The sequence below is a fragment of the Hungatella hathewayi WAL-18680 genome (genome assembly GCF_000235505.1).
In the GTDB taxonomy this organism is placed as follows: Bacteria; Bacillota; Clostridia; order Lachnospirales; family Lachnospiraceae; genus Hungatella_A; species Hungatella_A hathewayi_A.
The window spans coordinates 256,899-273,963 of record NZ_JH379027.1; the positions used below are offsets into that span (position 1 = coordinate 256,899).

Below are 17,065 nucleotides of genomic sequence, written 5' to 3' on the forward strand. Positions count from 1 at the left end.
ATTAACACGGGCTAATCCCCTACAAAGATTAATACATTTAATAATACAAATAGCAACTAAATGTATTGACATTTAGAAAAAAGCAATATATAATCAGCATAGATTAAAGGTTTTATAGCAAATATGGACAAAAGGAGAGAGACAGGATGAATGTGGTTTATCTTCATACCCATGATTCAGGAAAGGTGTTAAGCCCATACGGCTATCAGGTGCCGACCCCGAATCTGGAAGGGTTTGCGAAGGATGCGGCGGTGTTTCGAAACTGTTTCTGCGTCGGTCCTACCTGTTCTCCCAGCCGGGCGGCCATGTTGACGGGGACTTATCCTCATCAGAACGGCATGCTGGGACTGGCTCAGAGGGGGTTCGAGCTGGATTATGGAAAACATCTGGTACGGTATTTAAACCAAAACAACTACCACACGGTGCTCTGCGGCATACAGCATGAAGCCGGCTGGTATCTGGATGAAGGCGGTGGAGCGCTTATCGGGTATCAGGAGGAGCTTACGGAGGATAACAGTGGTTACCGCCAGGAAGATTTGGTGGACTGGGATAAGAAAAATGCCGGAAAGGTCTGTGAGTGGCTGGAGCATTACCAGGGGGAGAAACCATTTTTCCTGTCCTACGGCATGTACGCCACGCACCGGAGATACCCGGATACCATAGCGGAGAATATCAACAGGGATTTTGTTCTTCCGCCGCCGCCAATCCCGGACAGTCCCAAGACGCGTGAGGACTTTGCAAGATATATGACAAGTCTTCAGAAAGCGGATGAATGTGTTGGCATGGTACTGGACACCTTAAAGCGTCTGGGTCATATGGAGGATACGATTATCTTCTTCACCACGGACCACGGCTTAGCCAATCCATTCTGCAAATGCACACTGTTTGACAGTGGAATCGGCGTGGCCTTCATGATTCGGGTGCCGGGTGGGAAATCCAACGGAGCCGTGCTGGACGGTCTCGCATCTCATGTGGATGTGTTCCCGACGCTGTGCGACTTACTTCATCTCGAAAAGCCGGATTATCTGGAGGGCGTATCTTTGGCGCCGATGCTGGAGGACGCCAGCAATGTCCGGGACGAGATATTTGCGGAAGTGAATTTCCACACATCCTACGAGCCTATCCGCTGCGTGCGGACAGAGCGGTACAAATATATCCGGTATTACGACAAAGATTACTTGAAGATAAACCGCTCCAACATAGACGACTCGCTGACGAAAGCCTATCTGACAGAGCACGGGCTGGAGCGGCAGACCAAATATGAGGAGGGGCTGTACGACCTTCTCTACGACACGGGAGAACGAAATAACCTGGCTGACAGGCCGGATTATCAGGAAATCAAAGAACAGCTGGCGGCCCGCCTGGAAGCCCATCTGGAGCAGACGGACGACCCCATCCGCCACGGAGCCATTCCGGTAAAAAATAGCTGGAAGGTAAATAAAGTGGAGTGTGAGACGGCCAGTTCTAAAAATCCGGACGACTATGTCAGTCTGGGGAAACAGGGATAGGAGGAAATGATGACAGGAATCATTGTAACAGGGCATGGGAGCTATGCCACGGGAATTACCAGCGGACTGAAGCTGCTGGCCGGGGAGCCGGAGCATTACAGGGCGGTGGATTTTCTACCGGAGGACTCCACGGAGAGTCTGGAGGAGAAACTGCGGGATGCCATCAAACAGCTGGCGGAGTGTGACAAACTGTTGATTCTGGCCGATTTGGTGGGAGGTTCCCCCTTCAATGTGTCCCTTCGGCTGAAATTGTCGGGAGAGTGGAACATGGAAGTGATTGGCGGATGCAATCTGCCGGTGGTGCTGGAATCCTATATGTCCAGAATCATGGAAGACGACGTGGAGAAGCTGGCTACGTCCTCAGCCCAGGTGGGAAGAGAGCAGCTGGTTCACTATGTACAGCAGCAGTCGGATGATGATGACGACTACGAAGAATAAAGAGCGGTTGTAATACGGGGAAGTTTCCCGGTGTAGCAGCACATAAATCAATACGAAGGTAGGAGGAAAATGGTATGAGTTTTTTTCAAGCATTACTGATTGGCCTGTTTGCTTATTTGGGAAGTAAGCGTACACCATGGTTCTTTGGTGTTTCAGGCGGATGGAACATGATTGGGCGGCCGCTGGTAGCGGGTCTGATTGTCGGTATTATTTTAGGGGATGTCCGTGGCGGTGTTATTGCCGGCGCCATGGTACAGGCATTGTTTATCGGACAGATTACACCGGGCGGCGCTATGCCGGCGGATGTTAACTGGGCGGCTTATATCGGTATTCCGCTGGCTCTGGCGGCAGGCGGTACCGGAGAGCAGGCGGTAGCTCTTGCAGTTCCGCTGAGCATGCTGGGCCTGGGTCTGTTTAACTTCATCATGACTATCAACGCGTATTTCCCACATATGGGCGACAAAGCGGCTGAAAAAGGCGACGGCAGCGGTATCCACAAGGCAACCTACCTGGCGGCAGTTCCAAGTTTTATCCTGCGTGCCGGTTCCGCTATGATTATCTGCTATCTGGGAACACCGGTAGCCGAAGCATTGTTAAACAACATGCCGGAGATTGTGCTTCACTTCTTTGAGGTAGCCGGTAAATTACTTCCGGCCATCGGATTTGCTATGCTGTTAAAACAGTCCTTATCCAAGACCTGGATGCTGGTTCTGTTCTTACTTGGCTGGATTTTAATCGGTTCCACTTCCATGTCCGTAACGGCTCTGGCCATCTTTGCGACGGCAGTTGCATTTATCTTTGTTATGGCACAGGGGAACCAGGAAGCAGCTGCAGCGGTGCAGCCAGCAAGCGTAGAGGAGGATGACTGCTATGAAGAATAAAGAACAGGGACAATTATTAAGCCGGAAAGATATAGACAAGGCGGCTTGGTCATACATATTCTTTTCCCAGGCCACCCAGAACTTTGAGCGTATGATGGGACTGGCATTCTGCCACGTGGTAGAGCCGATTTTAAAGAAACTATATAAAAATGATGACGAAGAGTACAAGCGCGCGCTGAAACGCCACATGCAGTTCTACAACACAGAACCGCAGTTAGGCGCCCTGATTCCAGGTATCACCATCGCTATGGAGGAAGCCCGGGCTTCCGGCGAGGAAGTCAGCGAAGAACTGATTGTAAACACGAAGAATGCCCTGATGGGACCGTTCGCCGGAATCGGCGATTCCATGTTAATCGGAACTTTAAGCCCGATTTTGCTGAGTATCGCCATGAGTATGTGTATCAATGACGGCAACCCGGTGGGCCCGATTTTCTTCTGTGTGACCTGGCTGGTGTCCATGGTGGCCCTCCAGTGGTTCCTGTTCCACAAAGGTTACAGCATGGGTATCGACGCGGCCAACACCTTCTTTAAGAACAAGGCGCTGACCAACAAGATTACCACCGGACTGACCATGATGGGTCTGATTGTCATCGGCGGTGTGGCGTCCACGACCGTAAAGGCAAGCGTCATTTACAAATTCGTAAGCGGTGACATGAGCATTTCCATCCAGGAGCAGATTTTTGACAAGATTATGCCTGCCCTTCTTCCGCTGGCCGCCACTCTGGTGGTGTGGTATCTGATGGACAAGAAGAAATGGAACGCCAACAAGATTATCCTGGCTATCGTTGTGTTTGCAGCGGTTATGGTAGCGCTTGGTATTATGTAAACTATTATGAAAGATATCTTACTGATTATGTCGGACCAGCACGGCCAGGCATACATGCAGATGGAGGACGGGAGAATCCGCACGCCGCATATGATGAGAATCGCGGAGGAAGGACTCTCCTTCTCCCACTGTTATTGCAATGCGCCGCTGTGTGTCCCATCCCGGATGTCCTTTTTGAGCGGAAAAATGCCGGGAGAATTACAGATATTCAACAATGACACCACTTTGCCTATCGATATGCCGACGATTGCCCACGCCATGGGAATCCGTGGGTATCACACGGTGCTGGCGGGGCGGATGCATTTTAAAGGGGACGACCAGAATCACGGGTTTGATGAGCGGCTGGTGGGGGATATCACCTCCCAATACTGGGGAACCGGTGGAAAACAGCGGACGGATTTCGGCGCCTACACGGGGACCAGTAATCGGAAACACTGCCTGGAGGTGGTGGGTGGCGGCTATTCCCCGGTGATGGCCTACGATGAGGCGGTATTTCAGGCGGCGATAGAGTGCCTGGAGAAAGAGCATGAGGAGCCACTGTTTCTGGTTGTTGGTTTTTACGGGCCTCATTTTCCGTTTACCTGTGAGCCGTCGCTGTACCGGCATTATAAAGGATTACTTGGAGAAGAAGAGTTGACGGCTCTCGACTGCGAGGATGAGTACCTGGAATACAGACAGACATTTACAATGGAAAAGGCGCGGAACTGCAAGGCGGCCTACTACGGCCAGGTGGAGACGCTGGACGGCTATGTGGGGCGGTTGTATGACAAGTTCCGGCAAAGGAGCAGAGAGCAGTTATTTATCTATGTTTCCGACCACGGGGAGCAGCTGGGGAAACATGGAATATTTGGCAAGCAGACGCTGTATCAGGAATCGGTGAGAGTGCCGCTTCTGGTGGCGGGTACGGGTGTGGGGCCCGGAACCCGTCACGGCCAGGTGAGTCTTCTGGATGTGTCAAAGACAATTTTGGCAGAGGCCGGGGCGGATGGCAGCTGGCATAGAGGCACGGCCATCTCCCTGGATAAGGAAGAGGAGCCGCGCCCGCCGGTTGTGATTCAACAGATGCTTGACCTTGGGGGAGAAAATACGGCGCTGGCGGAGGCGGTAATCCGCGTGCCGTTCAAGGCCGTAAAAATCGGTGATGCCGTCCGGGTATACCGGTTAGGGGAAAATGGTGAGGAAGAGCTGTGTACTTCGAAAGAAGGCCAGGAGTTTTTGACAGAGGCGATGGCCTGTTTTACAAGCGATGATATTGTCAGGAAATACATCAGGCAGGAACTGGAATTGAGAAAACAGCATGACATATTAAAACAATGGGGAAAGGCGAAGAAACCGCCGGAACCCGCCCGCATGCCGATACCGGAATGTGCGCGGGAGATGCCCATGGAATAAGGGGAGCAGACACATGAACTATAAGAAACTTTGGACAGATATGCACAGCAATCTGCATCACGAGCAGATAGAAGTACTGCCCATGTGGTTTGAGCAGATTCGAAAAATGATGGACTTTTGGCCCATAGCCTATTACCCGTTCTATATGAAGCCGACGGAGTGGGGGCTGAAGGTGGAAGACCGCTACGAGGATGAACTGATCAAAACAGACTGGGAAATCATCCGGGAGTTTACCAAAAAAGTAAACGAAGAGGGATACCCCATGTTTATGGGATATGAGTGGCAGGGCTCCGGTCTCGACGGGGACCACAATGTATTTTTCCTGGGAAATGACGAGGAGCAGAAGCATCCCATGCGCTATCAGGAGCTGGCGGCGGCATACCGGGATATCGCGGCAATCGGTATTCCCCATCACGTAGCCTATCAGCTTGGCTCCAGGGGAAAGAACTGGGAGACTCACGATGAGAAATTCTCCCCGTTTGCGGAGATTTACTCCTCCCACGGCAGCAGTGAAAATGATGACGGCCCGCTGTCCATGAACCGCCACATCCATATGGGTCCGAGAACCGGTGAGACCGCCTATGAAGTGGGGTTAAACCGGGGATACAAAGTGGGTATTATCGCGGCAGGCGATAACCACGGGGTGCCCGGCGTATTCGAGCATGGCAGTATGTGCGTGCTGGCGGAGGATAATACAAAAGAGGCCATCTGGGATGCCATGGTGAACCGGAGAACCTACGGCGTGTCACAGAGCCGGATTGAGGTGGATTTTGCTGTCAATGACACCTGCATGGGCGGGGAAGTGGAAGTGGCGGACGACGCCCAGCTGTCCATCCATGTGAAGGGAACCTCGGCGGTCGACAGAATTGAGATTTTGAGAGATAACATTCTGGATGAGATGGTGGTGCACTCCGGAACCTGGGAGAGAAAGCCCCAGGAAGGGGTTATCCGGTTCAAGTTTCGCGTGGAATTTGGCTGGGGCCCGGACACCAGAGTGTATCAGGACAAGATTATCCGCAATTGGAGCGGGAAACTGGTCACGGACGGCAGACTTCTCAGCGTGGAGAAATGCTGGAATAACTACGGTCAGAATCTGACTCATGTGGATGAGAACAGCTGTGAATTTGAGATGACTACTTATCAGTCCACGGCCACCGGCAAATGGATGGGACCGAGCAATGTGACGACGGAAGGATTCATCTTTGAGGTGGAGGCCGATGTGGACAGCGAGATTCATCTGTGGGTGGACGGAACCGACTACCCGATGAAGGTCCGCGATATGCTGAAAAGCTCCAAGGTGACGGCTCTCTGGGATGAGGTGCACCAGCTGACCAAAGAGCGCTACGGCGACGTGGAGCATTACCGGGATGACCCGTGGTGGCACAATGCATACAAGTTTAAAGTCAGCAAGGCTTCCCCGGAGGATTCCTATGTGGTAGACTTTAAGAAGAAACTGGATGTGGAGGAAACCTGCAATCTCCGCCTGCGCGTATGGCAGAAAAACGGGGATGTGGCATGGACTTCACCAATCTTTATCACGAAGAAATAAGGGGGAATTGACATGGCAATTGTAAATATCCGAATTGATGACCGTTTAATCCACGGACAGGTAGCCGCCGTGTGGAGTCTGGTGACGAAAGCCAACCGCATTATGGTGGTGGATGATCTGGTAGTGAAGGATGTGGTAAATAAAGAGGCCCTCAAGATGGCCTGCCCGCAGCAGTGCAAACTGTCCATTCTCACCGTGGAAAAAGCAGCCGAGAATCTGAAAGCCGGAAAATACGACGAGGAGCGCGTCTTCATCGTAGCCAAGAACCCGAAGACCATCCGGGGACTTCTTGACCACGGATTCCAGATGGAAGCCGTCAATGTAGGCAACATGGGTGGAAAGCAGAATACCAAGATGCTGAAGAAAGCAGTCAGCGTCAGCCAGGAAGATATTGAAAACTTCCTGTATCTGGCGGACCACGGCGTGAAAGTGACCGCCCAGATGGTTCCGACGGATGAGGCGCTGGATTTTGTGGAGTTAATCAAGAAAGCGGAAGCATAAAAGGAGTAAGGACCGGCCCCAGGTACGAAATACCGTGGGACCGGTCTTTTTTGCTGTCAGAAAAATGCCCATGCCACCGCCACAAGCAGCGCCGGCAGCATATTGGCGACTCGGAGTTTTTTCTCCCATATCAGATTGACACCGACGCAGAATATCAGAATGGAGCCGGTCAGGGACAGGTTTGAGAGGGCGGCTTCCGTCATCAGGGGTTCCAGGAAGGTGGACAGAATGGTGATACTGCCCTGAAACAGCGCCACGGGGATAGCGGAGAAGATACAGCCTTTGCCCATGGAGGCCGTCATGATGATGATAATAATCAAATCCAGCACCGCTTTCGCGGCCAGTACTGAATAGTCGCCGTAAACGCCGTCCTGAATCGCTCCAACCACGGCCATGGCGCCGATACAGACCGTGAGGGAAGCGGTCACAAAGCCTTCCACAAACCCGGCATCCCTGTCATTTCCGGTCTTAGCCTTCAGCCAGTTTCCGAACTGCTCCATCCGAAGTTCGATATTCAGCCACTCTCCCAGCAATGAGCCGATTGCAAAGCTGCCAATCACCATCATGGTCCCGCGGGTGTTCAATCGTCCCTGGCTGACCGTCATCATTTCCTCCAATGCACCGCTGATACCGATGAAGAGCACGCAGACACCGGTAGCTTTCATCAGCGTACTCTGGTACCGCTCCTCCATCACCTTGCCAAACAATAATCCTATGATACCGCCGGCTACAATTCCGGCCACATTAATACAGGTTCCCAATCCTATCATGATATGTAGTCTCTTTTCAGGTTTCATCTTGTGACATCATTCTATCACGTTGCGCCTATTGTGTAAAATATAAAAATGTTTCCGCCCGCCAAAACGCCGGATTCCGGATAGGACCCCCGGTATTGCACAGCGCTGCGCAGTTATGGTACAATCAGTGTTACGAGGTGAGAGATGATGTATGGGGTAGAATACCGGCAGACGCAGGAGCAGAAGACTGCGCTGTCTCACAAGATGATACAGTCGGCTGAAATCCTGCAGATGGATGTGCAGGAACTGGAGAATTATGTCCAGCAGCAGGCGTTGGAAAATCCACTGATTGACTTGGAGGAACTGGAAAAAGGGGGCTCCGGCTCGCTCTATGAAGCGGGGGACGGTGCGCCTCGGGAGGCGGACGAGTTCATGAGGAAGCTGGAATGGCTGAACCGCACGGACGAACAGAACCGGATTTATTACTCAGAAGATTACGAAGAGGCGGAAGGCCGGGATTCCTGGAATGTCTCCCGTGAGGAGAACAGTCTGGAGGACTATGTGCTGAGCCAGCTGGTGATGCAGCTTCGGACTGATCGAGATTATGAATGTATGGAGTTCCTGGTGTACAGCCTGGACTCCAGAGGATACTTGACAGATGATGTGGAGGAACTTCAGCAGAAGCTGGGCGTGGACGAGGAGACGATGGGGCGGTATCTGGAGTTGTTACAGTCGGTGGAGCCTGCGGGTGTGGGCGCTCAATCGCTGGGGGACTGCCTTCAGATTCAGCTTAAACGGATGCAGGCAGGCGGATGTCTGGATGAGGAGGACTTTGACGCACTGATGACGCTGGCCGGCTCCTACATGGAACTGCTTGGCAAGAAGCATTTTGCCCGCATTGCAGAGGAGATGGATATCAGCATGGAGGAGCTGCTCCGGTACTACGAAGTCATCCGGGGCTTAAACCCCATTCCTGGCAATTCCTTCAGTTCCAGAGAGGAGATGCGCTATATCAAGCCGGATGTGACGGTTGTGAAGTTTGAGGATTATTTTGAAATCCTCGTCAATGACGTGAATATCCCCCATATATCGGTGAACCGGCAGTACTTAAATATGATGAATGAGGACGCCTCCGGCGAGGTCCTTGAGTATCTGCAGAACAAATACCGTCAGGTACAGTGGGTCCAGCGCTGCATCGAGGACAGAACCAGCACCCTGCAGAAAGTGGCCCGGGAAATGGTGGCGGTGCAGAGAGAATTCTTTGAAAGTCCCGGAGGAAAACGGGTGCCCATGAGTTTAAAGGACATCGCAGAGCGGCTGGATATCCACGAGTCCACAGTGAGCCGGACGGTGAAAAATAAATTTTTACAGTGCGCCTGGGGCATTTACCCCATGAACTACTTCTTTGTGAAAAAGGTAGCGGCCGACACGGCCGGGGACGGAACCACCCCGGAGCTTGTCCGGTTAAAGATTCAGGAGCTGATACAGGAGGAGAATAAGAAAAAACCTCTCAGCGACCAGAAGATCGCGGACCTCTTAAAAGAGTCCGGCATCGAGGTGTCAAGACGGACCGTGGCAAAATACCGCGGTGAGATGATGATAGCGGACGCCTCGGGGAGAAAGAATCTGACATAGAGCTGTGCTTATATAGAAGGGACTGCTGATGAAAGAACAGATAATAGCATTAATCGAACATGAAAATCCCAAAAATCCTCTGACGGATGAGGAGATAGCGGAGAAGCTGGGGTTAAACCGCAAAACCGTCACAATGTTCCGCCAGGAGGCGGGGATTCCGGATTCCAGGGAACGCAAAAAGCCGGTGCTGATGGCAAAGATGCGGGAACTGATAGCAGAACAGCCCTCCATCTCCGACCGTGGTTTGACCAGACTGCTGGAGGACGATGGATTTGCCGTGGGAAAATATGTGGTCGGGAAGCTGGCGGAGGATATCCGCGCGGAACTGACTGGGAAGAGTATGGATGATGCAGGCGCATTTTCCCCGTCAGAATATGCGGGAAACACGGAATATGCGGCAAATACGGACGACAGGCACTTGAGCGGGAAGGAGCAGAATCCCAGCGTCTTTCAGAACTTTATCGGCTATGACGGCAGTCTGATGAACCAGATATCCCAGGCCCAGGCGGCGATTCTCTATCCGCCGAAGGGTCTGCACTGTCTGCTCTATGGGCCGTCCGGAGTTGGAAAGAGCTATCTGGCGGAGCTGATGCACAGTTTTGCCTGCGGAACCGAGAACTTTGGCGAGAATCCGCCCTATTTTGCATTTAACTGCGCGGACTATGCGGACAATCCGCAGCTGCTTCTGGCGCAGTTGTTTGGATACAACAAAGGCAGCTTTACGGGCGCCGACAGAGACAGGAAGGGCGTTGTGGAGATGTGCAACGGCGGTATCCTGTTTCTGGACGAGGTACACAGACTTCCGCCGGAGGGGCAGGAGATTTTATTTTACCTGATGGACAAGGGGAAGTTTCGGAGGCTGGGGGAGGTGGACACCCACCGGGAGAGCCGCCTGATGGTGATTGCGGCAACCACGGAGAATCCGCAGAGTTCCCTGTTGCTGACCTTCCGAAGAAGAATTCCCATGATAATTGAGATACCGCCATTAAAGGAGCGTCCCCTGGAGGAGCGGCTGGAATTTATCCGCCGGTTTTTCTGGCAGGAGTCCAGCACACTAGGGCAATATATCGTCGTAAAGAAAGAGGTCCTGCAATACCTGATGAGCATGGATTATGCGGGAAATGTAGGGCAGGTGAAGTCCGATATCAAGGTCTGCTGTGCAAAGGCATTTCTGGAGAGCAAGCGGAAGAAGACAAAGAATATTGAGATTGATTTCAAATGTCTGGCGGGCAACATCAAAGGGGCATCCCGCACGGACTATACGGAGGAGAGTCTGCGGCTGATACGGGAGGACATGCATTTCCACCCGGAGGATATGCCCCAGAAGCAGAGAGCGGATGAACTGGAAAATTGGGATATCTACGGAACTCTGGAGCGGACCTATAACCGCCTGGTGGAACGCGGGGTCAGCGAGGAGGAGATCAGCAGCAAGCTCTCCTCGGAGATAGAGGCCCAGCTCTCCCGTGATATCCGAAAGATAGAGACATCCCGGTTCAGCGGGGATGAGATGGAGACCATTGTGGGCGCCGAGGTGATGAAGATTACCAGAGATATTTACCAGGCGGCAAAGCGGGAGATTCCGGACCTGCGGGAGGAGCTTATCTGTCCGTTGGCAGTTCACATCAAGATGGCGCTGCAGCGGAGCGAGCGGGGGACCAGGGCGGCGACGGGAGTGCAGAACTTCAAGGTACGCCATCAGGAAGAATACGGGACCGCCAGAGCCATATGGGAAGAAATCAGCCGTAAATACTATGTGAAGGTACCGGAGGAGGAAATCAATTTCCTTGCCATGTATTTATACCGGTTCCGGGAGCGGGCAGGCGCCGGGAAGAAACGAATCAGCGTGCTGGTGGTTTCCCACGGGGCGGTGGCCTGCGGTATGGCGGAGGTGGCCAATGCCGTGCTGGGGACGGACCACGCCAAGGGACTGGAGATGAACCTGATGGATTCCCCGGCGGAGATGACGGAAAAGGTGATTCAGGCGGCGTCGATTCTGAACCAGGGAAGAGGCATCATTATCCTGGCGGACATGGGCTCCCTCATGCTGGTGGGAGACAAGATACGGGAACGGCTTGGAATCCCCGTGGGCATTGTGGGCAGGACAGACACTATGATGGTGATAGAGGCGGTCCGCAGAACCCTCTGGACCGACGACAGCCTGGAAAAGATTGTGGAAGAACTGGATGTGAAATATCTCTCCACACCGCCGGAGACATCGAAGAAACAGCGCCGGAAAGCGGTGCTCTGCCTGTGCATTACCGGCGGAGGAGCGGCCCTGGAGCTGCAGAATTTTGTTCAGGAGCGGTTGAAAAGCAGCTTGAACGGCATCGAGGTTCTGGTGCGGGGATATATTGAGGCCATGGACGTAAATGAGATTATCGGCAAGGTGGAGGAGGAGTATGAGATTCTTGCAATAGTGGGAACCATAGACCCGGAGCAGGAAAAATACCCCTTCCTGTCCGTTCAGATGATGTACCAGGGCGACGGTTTGAGTTCCCTTAGACGAATTCTGAAGCGCCGCAGACTGATGGAAGAAAATGATTTGAAGGATGTGATTCACACCGGACATATCACGGTTCTCCACGAGCAAGGGTATAAGGACGGGATACTGGATGAGATGGTTGGCCGGCTGACGGAGGATGGATATGTGACGAAGGATTTCCTGCTCAGCGTCTACAAGCGGGAGAGTATGATGGCCACGGTATTGACGGGTGGAATCGCTATTCCACACGGTGCGTCCGAGCATGTCCTAAAACCAGTCATAGCCGTAACAAAATTGGACACGCCCGTTGTCTGGGATGGTGTCAACCTGGTAAATTTAATTTTTGTCCTGGCGCTGGATGAAAATTCAAAAAAATATTTTGAGCAGTTATATCAGATTATTTCTGATGAATCCATGGTTTCCGCCCTTCGGGGCTGTCAAAAACCGACGGATATTTACAGGATTTTGTGTGAAAGTACAAAATCAGACAAATAATTGGCATCGTTCTTGCTGTTAAGATAAGCGAAAGGAGTAAGAACGATGAACATTCAACATTTTCCAAAAGTAACAGTTATTTTAAGAGGCTACACCTATCCGCAGATTCGAACGGTTGTGAAAAACCTTGTGGGAAGCAGGCTGCGTGCCGTTGAGATTACGATGAATACACCGGGAGCTTTAGAAGCGATTGAGAAAATCAATCAGGAGTTCGGTGATTCCGTGATGGTCGGCGCGGGAACCGTGCTTACCTATGAGGAGGCACAGGCGTCTATTGCGGCGGGCGCAGCCTTTTTGTTGTCTCCCACGATGTTGGATAAGCGGATTCTTGACCTGTGCAGGGAAAAGGACGTTGTCAGTGTGCCGGGAGCATTTTCCCCAACGGAGATTAAGAAGAGCTTTGAGGACGGCGCGGACATCGTAAAGGTGTTTCCGGCGGCCAGACTGGGGAGCAGATACTTGTCGGATATTGCGGCGCCTTTGGGGAAAATGCCGCTGATGGTGGTCGGTGGAATTGGGACCGCCAATGTTGGGGAGTATTTTGCGGCGGGGGCATCGTTTGCAGGAATTGCCTCCGGAATCTTTGATAAGCAGGACATTCTAAATCAGAATGAGGCGGGAATCAAAGCATCCATTCAGGCAATGGAAGAGAAATTGAGAGAGCTGGAAGGAGATTTGTAATATGAGCATTTTACTGGACCAATCCCTGATTTTGCGGATGGAACATGCAGAGTCAAATGTGGACGTGCTGAAACAGATGTGTGACCATCTCTGCAAAAAGGGAATTGTAAAAGATACATACTGTCAGGCAATTCTGGAGAGGGAGAAGAATTTCCCCACCGGACTGAATACGGGAGGAATCAATATCGCAATCCCCCATGCGGATGTGTGCCATGTCAACACGGCGTGCCTCTGTGTGGCGGTCTTAAATCCACCGGTTGACTTTAGGGCGATGGATGAGCCGGACGACGCGGTGCCAATCAGTCTTGTCATCATGCTGGTGCTGACGGAACCCCACGGCCATCTGGAAATGCTTCAGAGAGTGGTCGGATTGATTCAGAACCAGGAGGAAGTGAAAAACATAATCACCGCGGACGACAAAGCGGAGATAGAGGCGATTATCAGGAAACATCTGCTGGAAGCAGAGTGAGAGCAGTGTCAGATAACAATAACAAATAAGAAAGAGAGAAAATGAATATGAAACGATTATTAGTAGCTTGTGGAAATGGAATTGCAACATCAACTGTAGTAGCGACAAAAATCAGAGAGAAATGTGAGGAGAACGGTGTTCCGGTTATGGTAAACCAGTGTAAGCTGATGGAGGTGGATTCCAAAGCAGACGACTATGATTTACTGGTAACCACGGGGAAATTCACCGGAGGGACAGTCAATATTCCGGTTATCACGGCTATCTCACTGCTGACGGGAATCGGTGAAGAGGCAACGCTGAACCAGATTGTTGAGGAATTAAAGAAATAAGAATTTCTTGGTGTAGGGAAACGAGAACATGAAATAGTATGAGTGGAGGATATCAGTATGCAGGTTTTCTATAATATTTTTAATGTGATTCTGGATGCGGGCGCGACCGTTATGCTGCCCATCATTATCACGATTGTGGGTCTTATTTTTGGTGTGAAGCTGGGCAAGGCATTCCGCTCCGGCTTGATTCTTGGCATTGGTTTTGCAGGCATTAACCTGGTTATCAATATGATGAAGAACAGTATCGGACCGGCTGCCCAGGCGATGGTTGAGAATTTTGGGATTCATCTGGATATTCTGGATGTGGGCTGGGGCTCCATTGCGGCGGTGACCTGGGCGTCCCCGATTATTGCGCTGTTGATATTTGCGATTCTGGCCACGAATATTATCATGCTGGTGTTGAAGGCGACGGATACGCTGGATGTGGATATCTGGAACTATCATCACATGGCGATTGTAGGTATTTTGGTATATTATGTGACAAAAAATGTATTCCTGGGCGTGTCCGCATCCGTGGTGATGGCGGTTATCTCCTTTAAGCTTTCTGACTGGACCGCACCGCTGGTGGAGGATTTCTTCGGGATTCCAGGTGTCTCCCTGCCAACCATGTCAGCGCTGTCCAGCGTGGTGATTGCGGCTCCGCTGAACTGGCTTCTGGACAGAATTCCAGGGGTTAACAAACTGGATTTCAGTGTGAAGGATGCGAAGAAATATCTCGGTATCTTCGGTGAGCCGATGATGCTGGGTCTGATTTTTGGCTGTGTGATTGGGGCTCTGGCCCGCTATTCGGTTGCGGATATTCTGACGCTGGGTGTCAATATGGCGGCCGTTATGGTGCTGATTCCGAAGATGACTTCTCTGTTTATGGAAGGTCTGATGCCGATTTCCGAGGCGGCCAAGAAGTTCTGTCAGGAGAAATTTAAAGGCAGAAAGCTGTTAATCGGTCTGGATGCAGCCATTGTGGTAGGTAATCCGGATGTTATTACCACTTCCCTGATTGTGATTCCGTTAACAATTCTGATGGCAGCTTTACTGCCTGGAAACCGGGTGCTTCCGTTTGCTGATTTGGCGGTTGTAACCTTCCGTGTGGCGCTGCCGGTGGCGATGACAAAGGGCAATCTGTTTAAAAATATTATTATTGGTCTGTTCTGTACGGGAGCGATTCTGCTGGCAGGTACGGCCACATCCCCGATACTGACAGCTCTTGCAAGCGAAGTGGGACTGGATTTGGGCAGCAATATGATTACTTCTTTTGCAGGGCCTAGTCTGACCGTGAGCTATTTGATCTACACGGCATTTACAAAGAATCTGTTGATTACAATTCCGGTTATGGTTGCTGTGATTGCGGCGGTATGGGTATTTATGTCACGTAAAATGAAAAAGCAGGCCGCGGAAGCATAAGACTGGAAACAACATGGAAAAGAGGAAGTAATATGATAAGAGCCATTGATAAGCTGGAGCCGTTTCAGCGCGCAATTTCCAAAGCGCATCTGGCGTCGGCCGGTGTGTCCATTGATTCCCTGGATTCCAAGCCGCTGATTGCGATTGCCAACAGTTGGAATGAAATCTGTCCGGGCCACGAGCCGTTAAAGCAGCTGGCGGAGGAAGTGAAAAAGGGAATTCTGGAAGCGGGAGGGGAGCCCGTAGAGTTTAACACGGTTGCCATGTGCGACGGAATTGCACAGGGACACTCCGGCATGCGTTACTGTCTGCCACACCGTGAGATTATCACGGATTCGGTGGAGGCGATGGTTGTGGGCGAAGGTGTCTTTGACGGAGTTGTCTATATGGGCTCCTGTGACAAAATTGTGCCTGGAATGCTCAACGCGGCGGCGAGAATCAACCTGCCTTCGATTATCGTGACGGCGGGACCCTGCTACGCGCAGATAAAACCGAACGAGTCCAAGGAGCTTCGACAGAGATTTCTGCGGGGCGAGATTACGGAACGGGAATTGATTGAGGGGACGTTAACATATTATACGGGACCGGGTATCTGCCCGTTCCTGGGAACGGCCAATACCATGGGAGCGCTCTGCGAGTCTCTGGGCATGATGCTTCCGGGCGGCAGCCTGATTCCGTCCAGCACCAGCATGCGCCGGTTCTCCGCCAGGGAGGCTGGCCGCACCGTGATGAAGCTGGTGGAGAAGCAGATCACACCGGCACAGATTATGACGAAAGAGGCCCTGGAAAATACCATCACCCTGCTCAGCGCCATCGGCGGTTCCTTAAATGCGCTGATCCATCTTCCGGCATTGGCGGCAGAGCTTGGGCTGGAACTGGACTGGGATGATTTCTCGGAGATTACAACCAGAACGCCGGTGCTGACAGCCATTGTGCCAAATGGCAACCAGACGGTGGTGGATTTGCACTATGCAGGTGGAATCCCAGCGGTGCTGAAGGAATTGAGACCGGTACTGCACACGGATGCAATGACCGTGACCGGGGAGACAATCGGTGAGATACTGGACAGAGCGCCGGACGGGAATAGAGATACGATTCATACCATGGAGGACCCGGTTTCAAGGGCGGATGGGATACAGGTGCTTTACGGCAACCTGGCGCCCGACGGCGCCCTGGTGAAGACTTCGGCGGTGCCGGAGGATGTGAGAGTGTTTACTGGCACGGCAAAGGTATTTGACAGTGAGGACGAATGCTATGCGGCATTCCGGGAGAAGAAGATCGTGGAAGGTGATGCCATTATCGTGCGCTACGAGGGACCGAAAGGCGGCCCGGGCATGAAAGAGCTGCACCGGATTACTGAAATTATCAAAGGAATCCCCCGGACGGCCGTCATCACCGACGGAAGATTCTCCGGAGCCAGCGGCGGCTTAAGCATCGGCTATCTCTGTCCCGAAGCAGCCGACGGCGGCCCCATTGCGCTGGTGGAAGAGGGCGATAAGATATCCGTGGATTTGAGCAGAAGCTATATTCATCTGGAAGTCAGCGAAGAAGAGCTGGAGCGCCGCAGGAGAGAGTGGAAGCCGCTAAAGCGGGATGAGGAAAAGGGCCTGCTGGGAAGATACGCCAGGACAGTAAGCACGGCGAGAAAAGGGGCGACCCTTCGGTAAACTTGGCGTCCAATAACATGAGGAGCGCCATAGAAGGTTCCCCGGAAAACTCAGGCAGAGATAGTCTGGTTTTC

General features: G+C 52.1%; 15 protein-coding genes. 14 read left to right on the forward strand and 1 reads right to left on the reverse strand.

Features of this window, described 5'->3' with window-relative positions:
- Positions 1-146 precede the first annotated feature (146 nt).
- The 7 genes from HMPREF9473_RS01275 to HMPREF9473_RS01305 all read left to right on the forward strand — a co-directional run bounded on the left by HMPREF9473_RS01275 (position 147) and on the right by HMPREF9473_RS01305 (position 7,095).
- The gene (locus HMPREF9473_RS01275; protein ID WP_006778235.1) at positions 147-1,508 is read left to right on the forward strand and encodes an N-sulfoglucosamine sulfohydrolase; all 1,362 of its coding nucleotides are present in this window, start codon (positions 147-149) and stop codon (positions 1,506-1,508) included.
- A 6-nt stretch (positions 1,509-1,514) separates the two neighbouring features.
- On the forward strand, positions 1,515-1,946 hold the full coding sequence (locus HMPREF9473_RS01280) for a PTS sugar transporter subunit IIA (RefSeq protein ID WP_242830763.1): 432 nt from the start codon (positions 1,515-1,517) through the stop codon (positions 1,944-1,946).
- Positions 1,947-2,020: 74 nt separating this feature from the next.
- Positions 2,021-2,827, forward strand: coding sequence for a PTS mannose/fructose/sorbose/N-acetylgalactosamine transporter subunit IIC (locus tag HMPREF9473_RS01285; RefSeq protein ID WP_006778237.1), 807 nt, complete (start codon positions 2,021-2,023; stop codon positions 2,825-2,827).
- On the forward strand, positions 2,817-3,653 hold the full coding sequence (locus HMPREF9473_RS01290; RefSeq protein WP_006778238.1) for a PTS system mannose/fructose/sorbose family transporter subunit IID: 837 nt from the start codon (positions 2,817-2,819) through the stop codon (positions 3,651-3,653). The genes HMPREF9473_RS01285 and HMPREF9473_RS01290 overlap by 11 nt, the downstream gene beginning before the upstream one ends.
- Positions 3,654-3,659: 6 nt before the next feature.
- Entirely contained in the window at positions 3,660-5,045 is a 1,386-nt protein-coding gene (locus HMPREF9473_RS01295) for a sulfatase-like hydrolase/transferase (protein WP_006778239.1), read from the forward strand.
- Positions 5,046-5,058: 13 nt separating this feature from the next.
- Positions 5,059-6,594 carry a DUF3604 domain-containing protein gene (locus HMPREF9473_RS01300; protein WP_006778240.1) on the forward strand — a complete coding sequence of 512 codons (1,536 nt, stop codon included), beginning with the start codon at positions 5,059-5,061 and terminating at the stop codon, positions 6,592-6,594.
- Between the two features lie 12 nt (positions 6,595-6,606).
- A complete protein-coding gene (locus HMPREF9473_RS01305) occupies positions 6,607-7,095 on the forward strand; it encodes a PTS system mannose/fructose/N-acetylgalactosamine-transporter subunit IIB (RefSeq protein ID WP_006778241.1) in 489 nt (162 codons plus the stop codon).
- Between the two features lie 56 nt (positions 7,096-7,151).
- On the opposite strand, the gene HMPREF9473_RS01310 is transcribed toward HMPREF9473_RS01305, so the two are convergent.
- The gene (locus tag HMPREF9473_RS01310; protein ID WP_006778242.1) at positions 7,152-7,865 is read right to left on the reverse strand and encodes a DUF554 domain-containing protein; all 714 of its coding nucleotides are present in this window, start codon (positions 7,863-7,865) and stop codon (positions 7,152-7,154) included.
- A 171-nt stretch (positions 7,866-8,036) separates the two neighbouring features.
- On the opposite strand from HMPREF9473_RS01310, the gene rpoN reads away from it, so the two are divergent.
- Genes rpoN through ilvD form a run of 7 tightly spaced genes read left to right on the forward strand, consistent with a single transcriptional unit; the run spans position 8,037 to position 16,991 of the window.
- Positions 8,037-9,467 carry an RNA polymerase factor sigma-54 gene (gene rpoN / locus HMPREF9473_RS01315; RefSeq protein WP_006778243.1) on the forward strand — a complete coding sequence of 477 codons (1,431 nt, stop codon included), beginning with the start codon at positions 8,037-8,039 and terminating at the stop codon, positions 9,465-9,467.
- Positions 9,468-9,495: 28 nt separating this feature from the next.
- Complete coding sequence (locus HMPREF9473_RS01320) at positions 9,496-12,444, forward strand: sigma 54-interacting transcriptional regulator (RefSeq protein ID WP_006778244.1); 2,949 nt, start codon at positions 9,496-9,498, stop codon at positions 12,442-12,444.
- Between the two features lie 45 nt (positions 12,445-12,489).
- Positions 12,490-13,125 carry a bifunctional 4-hydroxy-2-oxoglutarate aldolase/2-dehydro-3-deoxy-phosphogluconate aldolase gene (locus tag HMPREF9473_RS01325; RefSeq protein ID WP_006778245.1) on the forward strand — a complete coding sequence of 212 codons (636 nt, stop codon included), beginning with the start codon at positions 12,490-12,492 and terminating at the stop codon, positions 13,123-13,125.
- Position 13,126: 1 nt separating this feature from the next.
- Positions 13,127-13,594: a PTS sugar transporter subunit IIA gene (locus tag HMPREF9473_RS01330; protein ID WP_006778246.1), complete on the forward strand. Its 468-nt coding sequence runs from the start codon at positions 13,127-13,129 to the stop codon at positions 13,592-13,594.
- A gap of 47 nt (positions 13,595-13,641) precedes the next feature.
- Positions 13,642-13,923 (forward strand): PTS sugar transporter subunit IIB, encoded by a 282-nt coding sequence (locus HMPREF9473_RS01335; protein ID WP_006778247.1) that lies wholly within the window; start codon positions 13,642-13,644, stop codon positions 13,921-13,923.
- Between the two features lie 57 nt (positions 13,924-13,980).
- A complete protein-coding gene (locus tag HMPREF9473_RS01340; protein ID WP_006778248.1) occupies positions 13,981-15,324 on the forward strand; it encodes a PTS galactitol transporter subunit IIC in 1,344 nt (447 codons plus the stop codon).
- A gap of 32 nt (positions 15,325-15,356) precedes the next feature.
- Positions 15,357-16,991 carry a dihydroxy-acid dehydratase gene (gene ilvD / locus HMPREF9473_RS01345; protein ID WP_006778249.1) on the forward strand — a complete coding sequence of 545 codons (1,635 nt, stop codon included), beginning with the start codon at positions 15,357-15,359 and terminating at the stop codon, positions 16,989-16,991.
- Positions 16,992-17,065 lie beyond the last annotated feature (74 nt).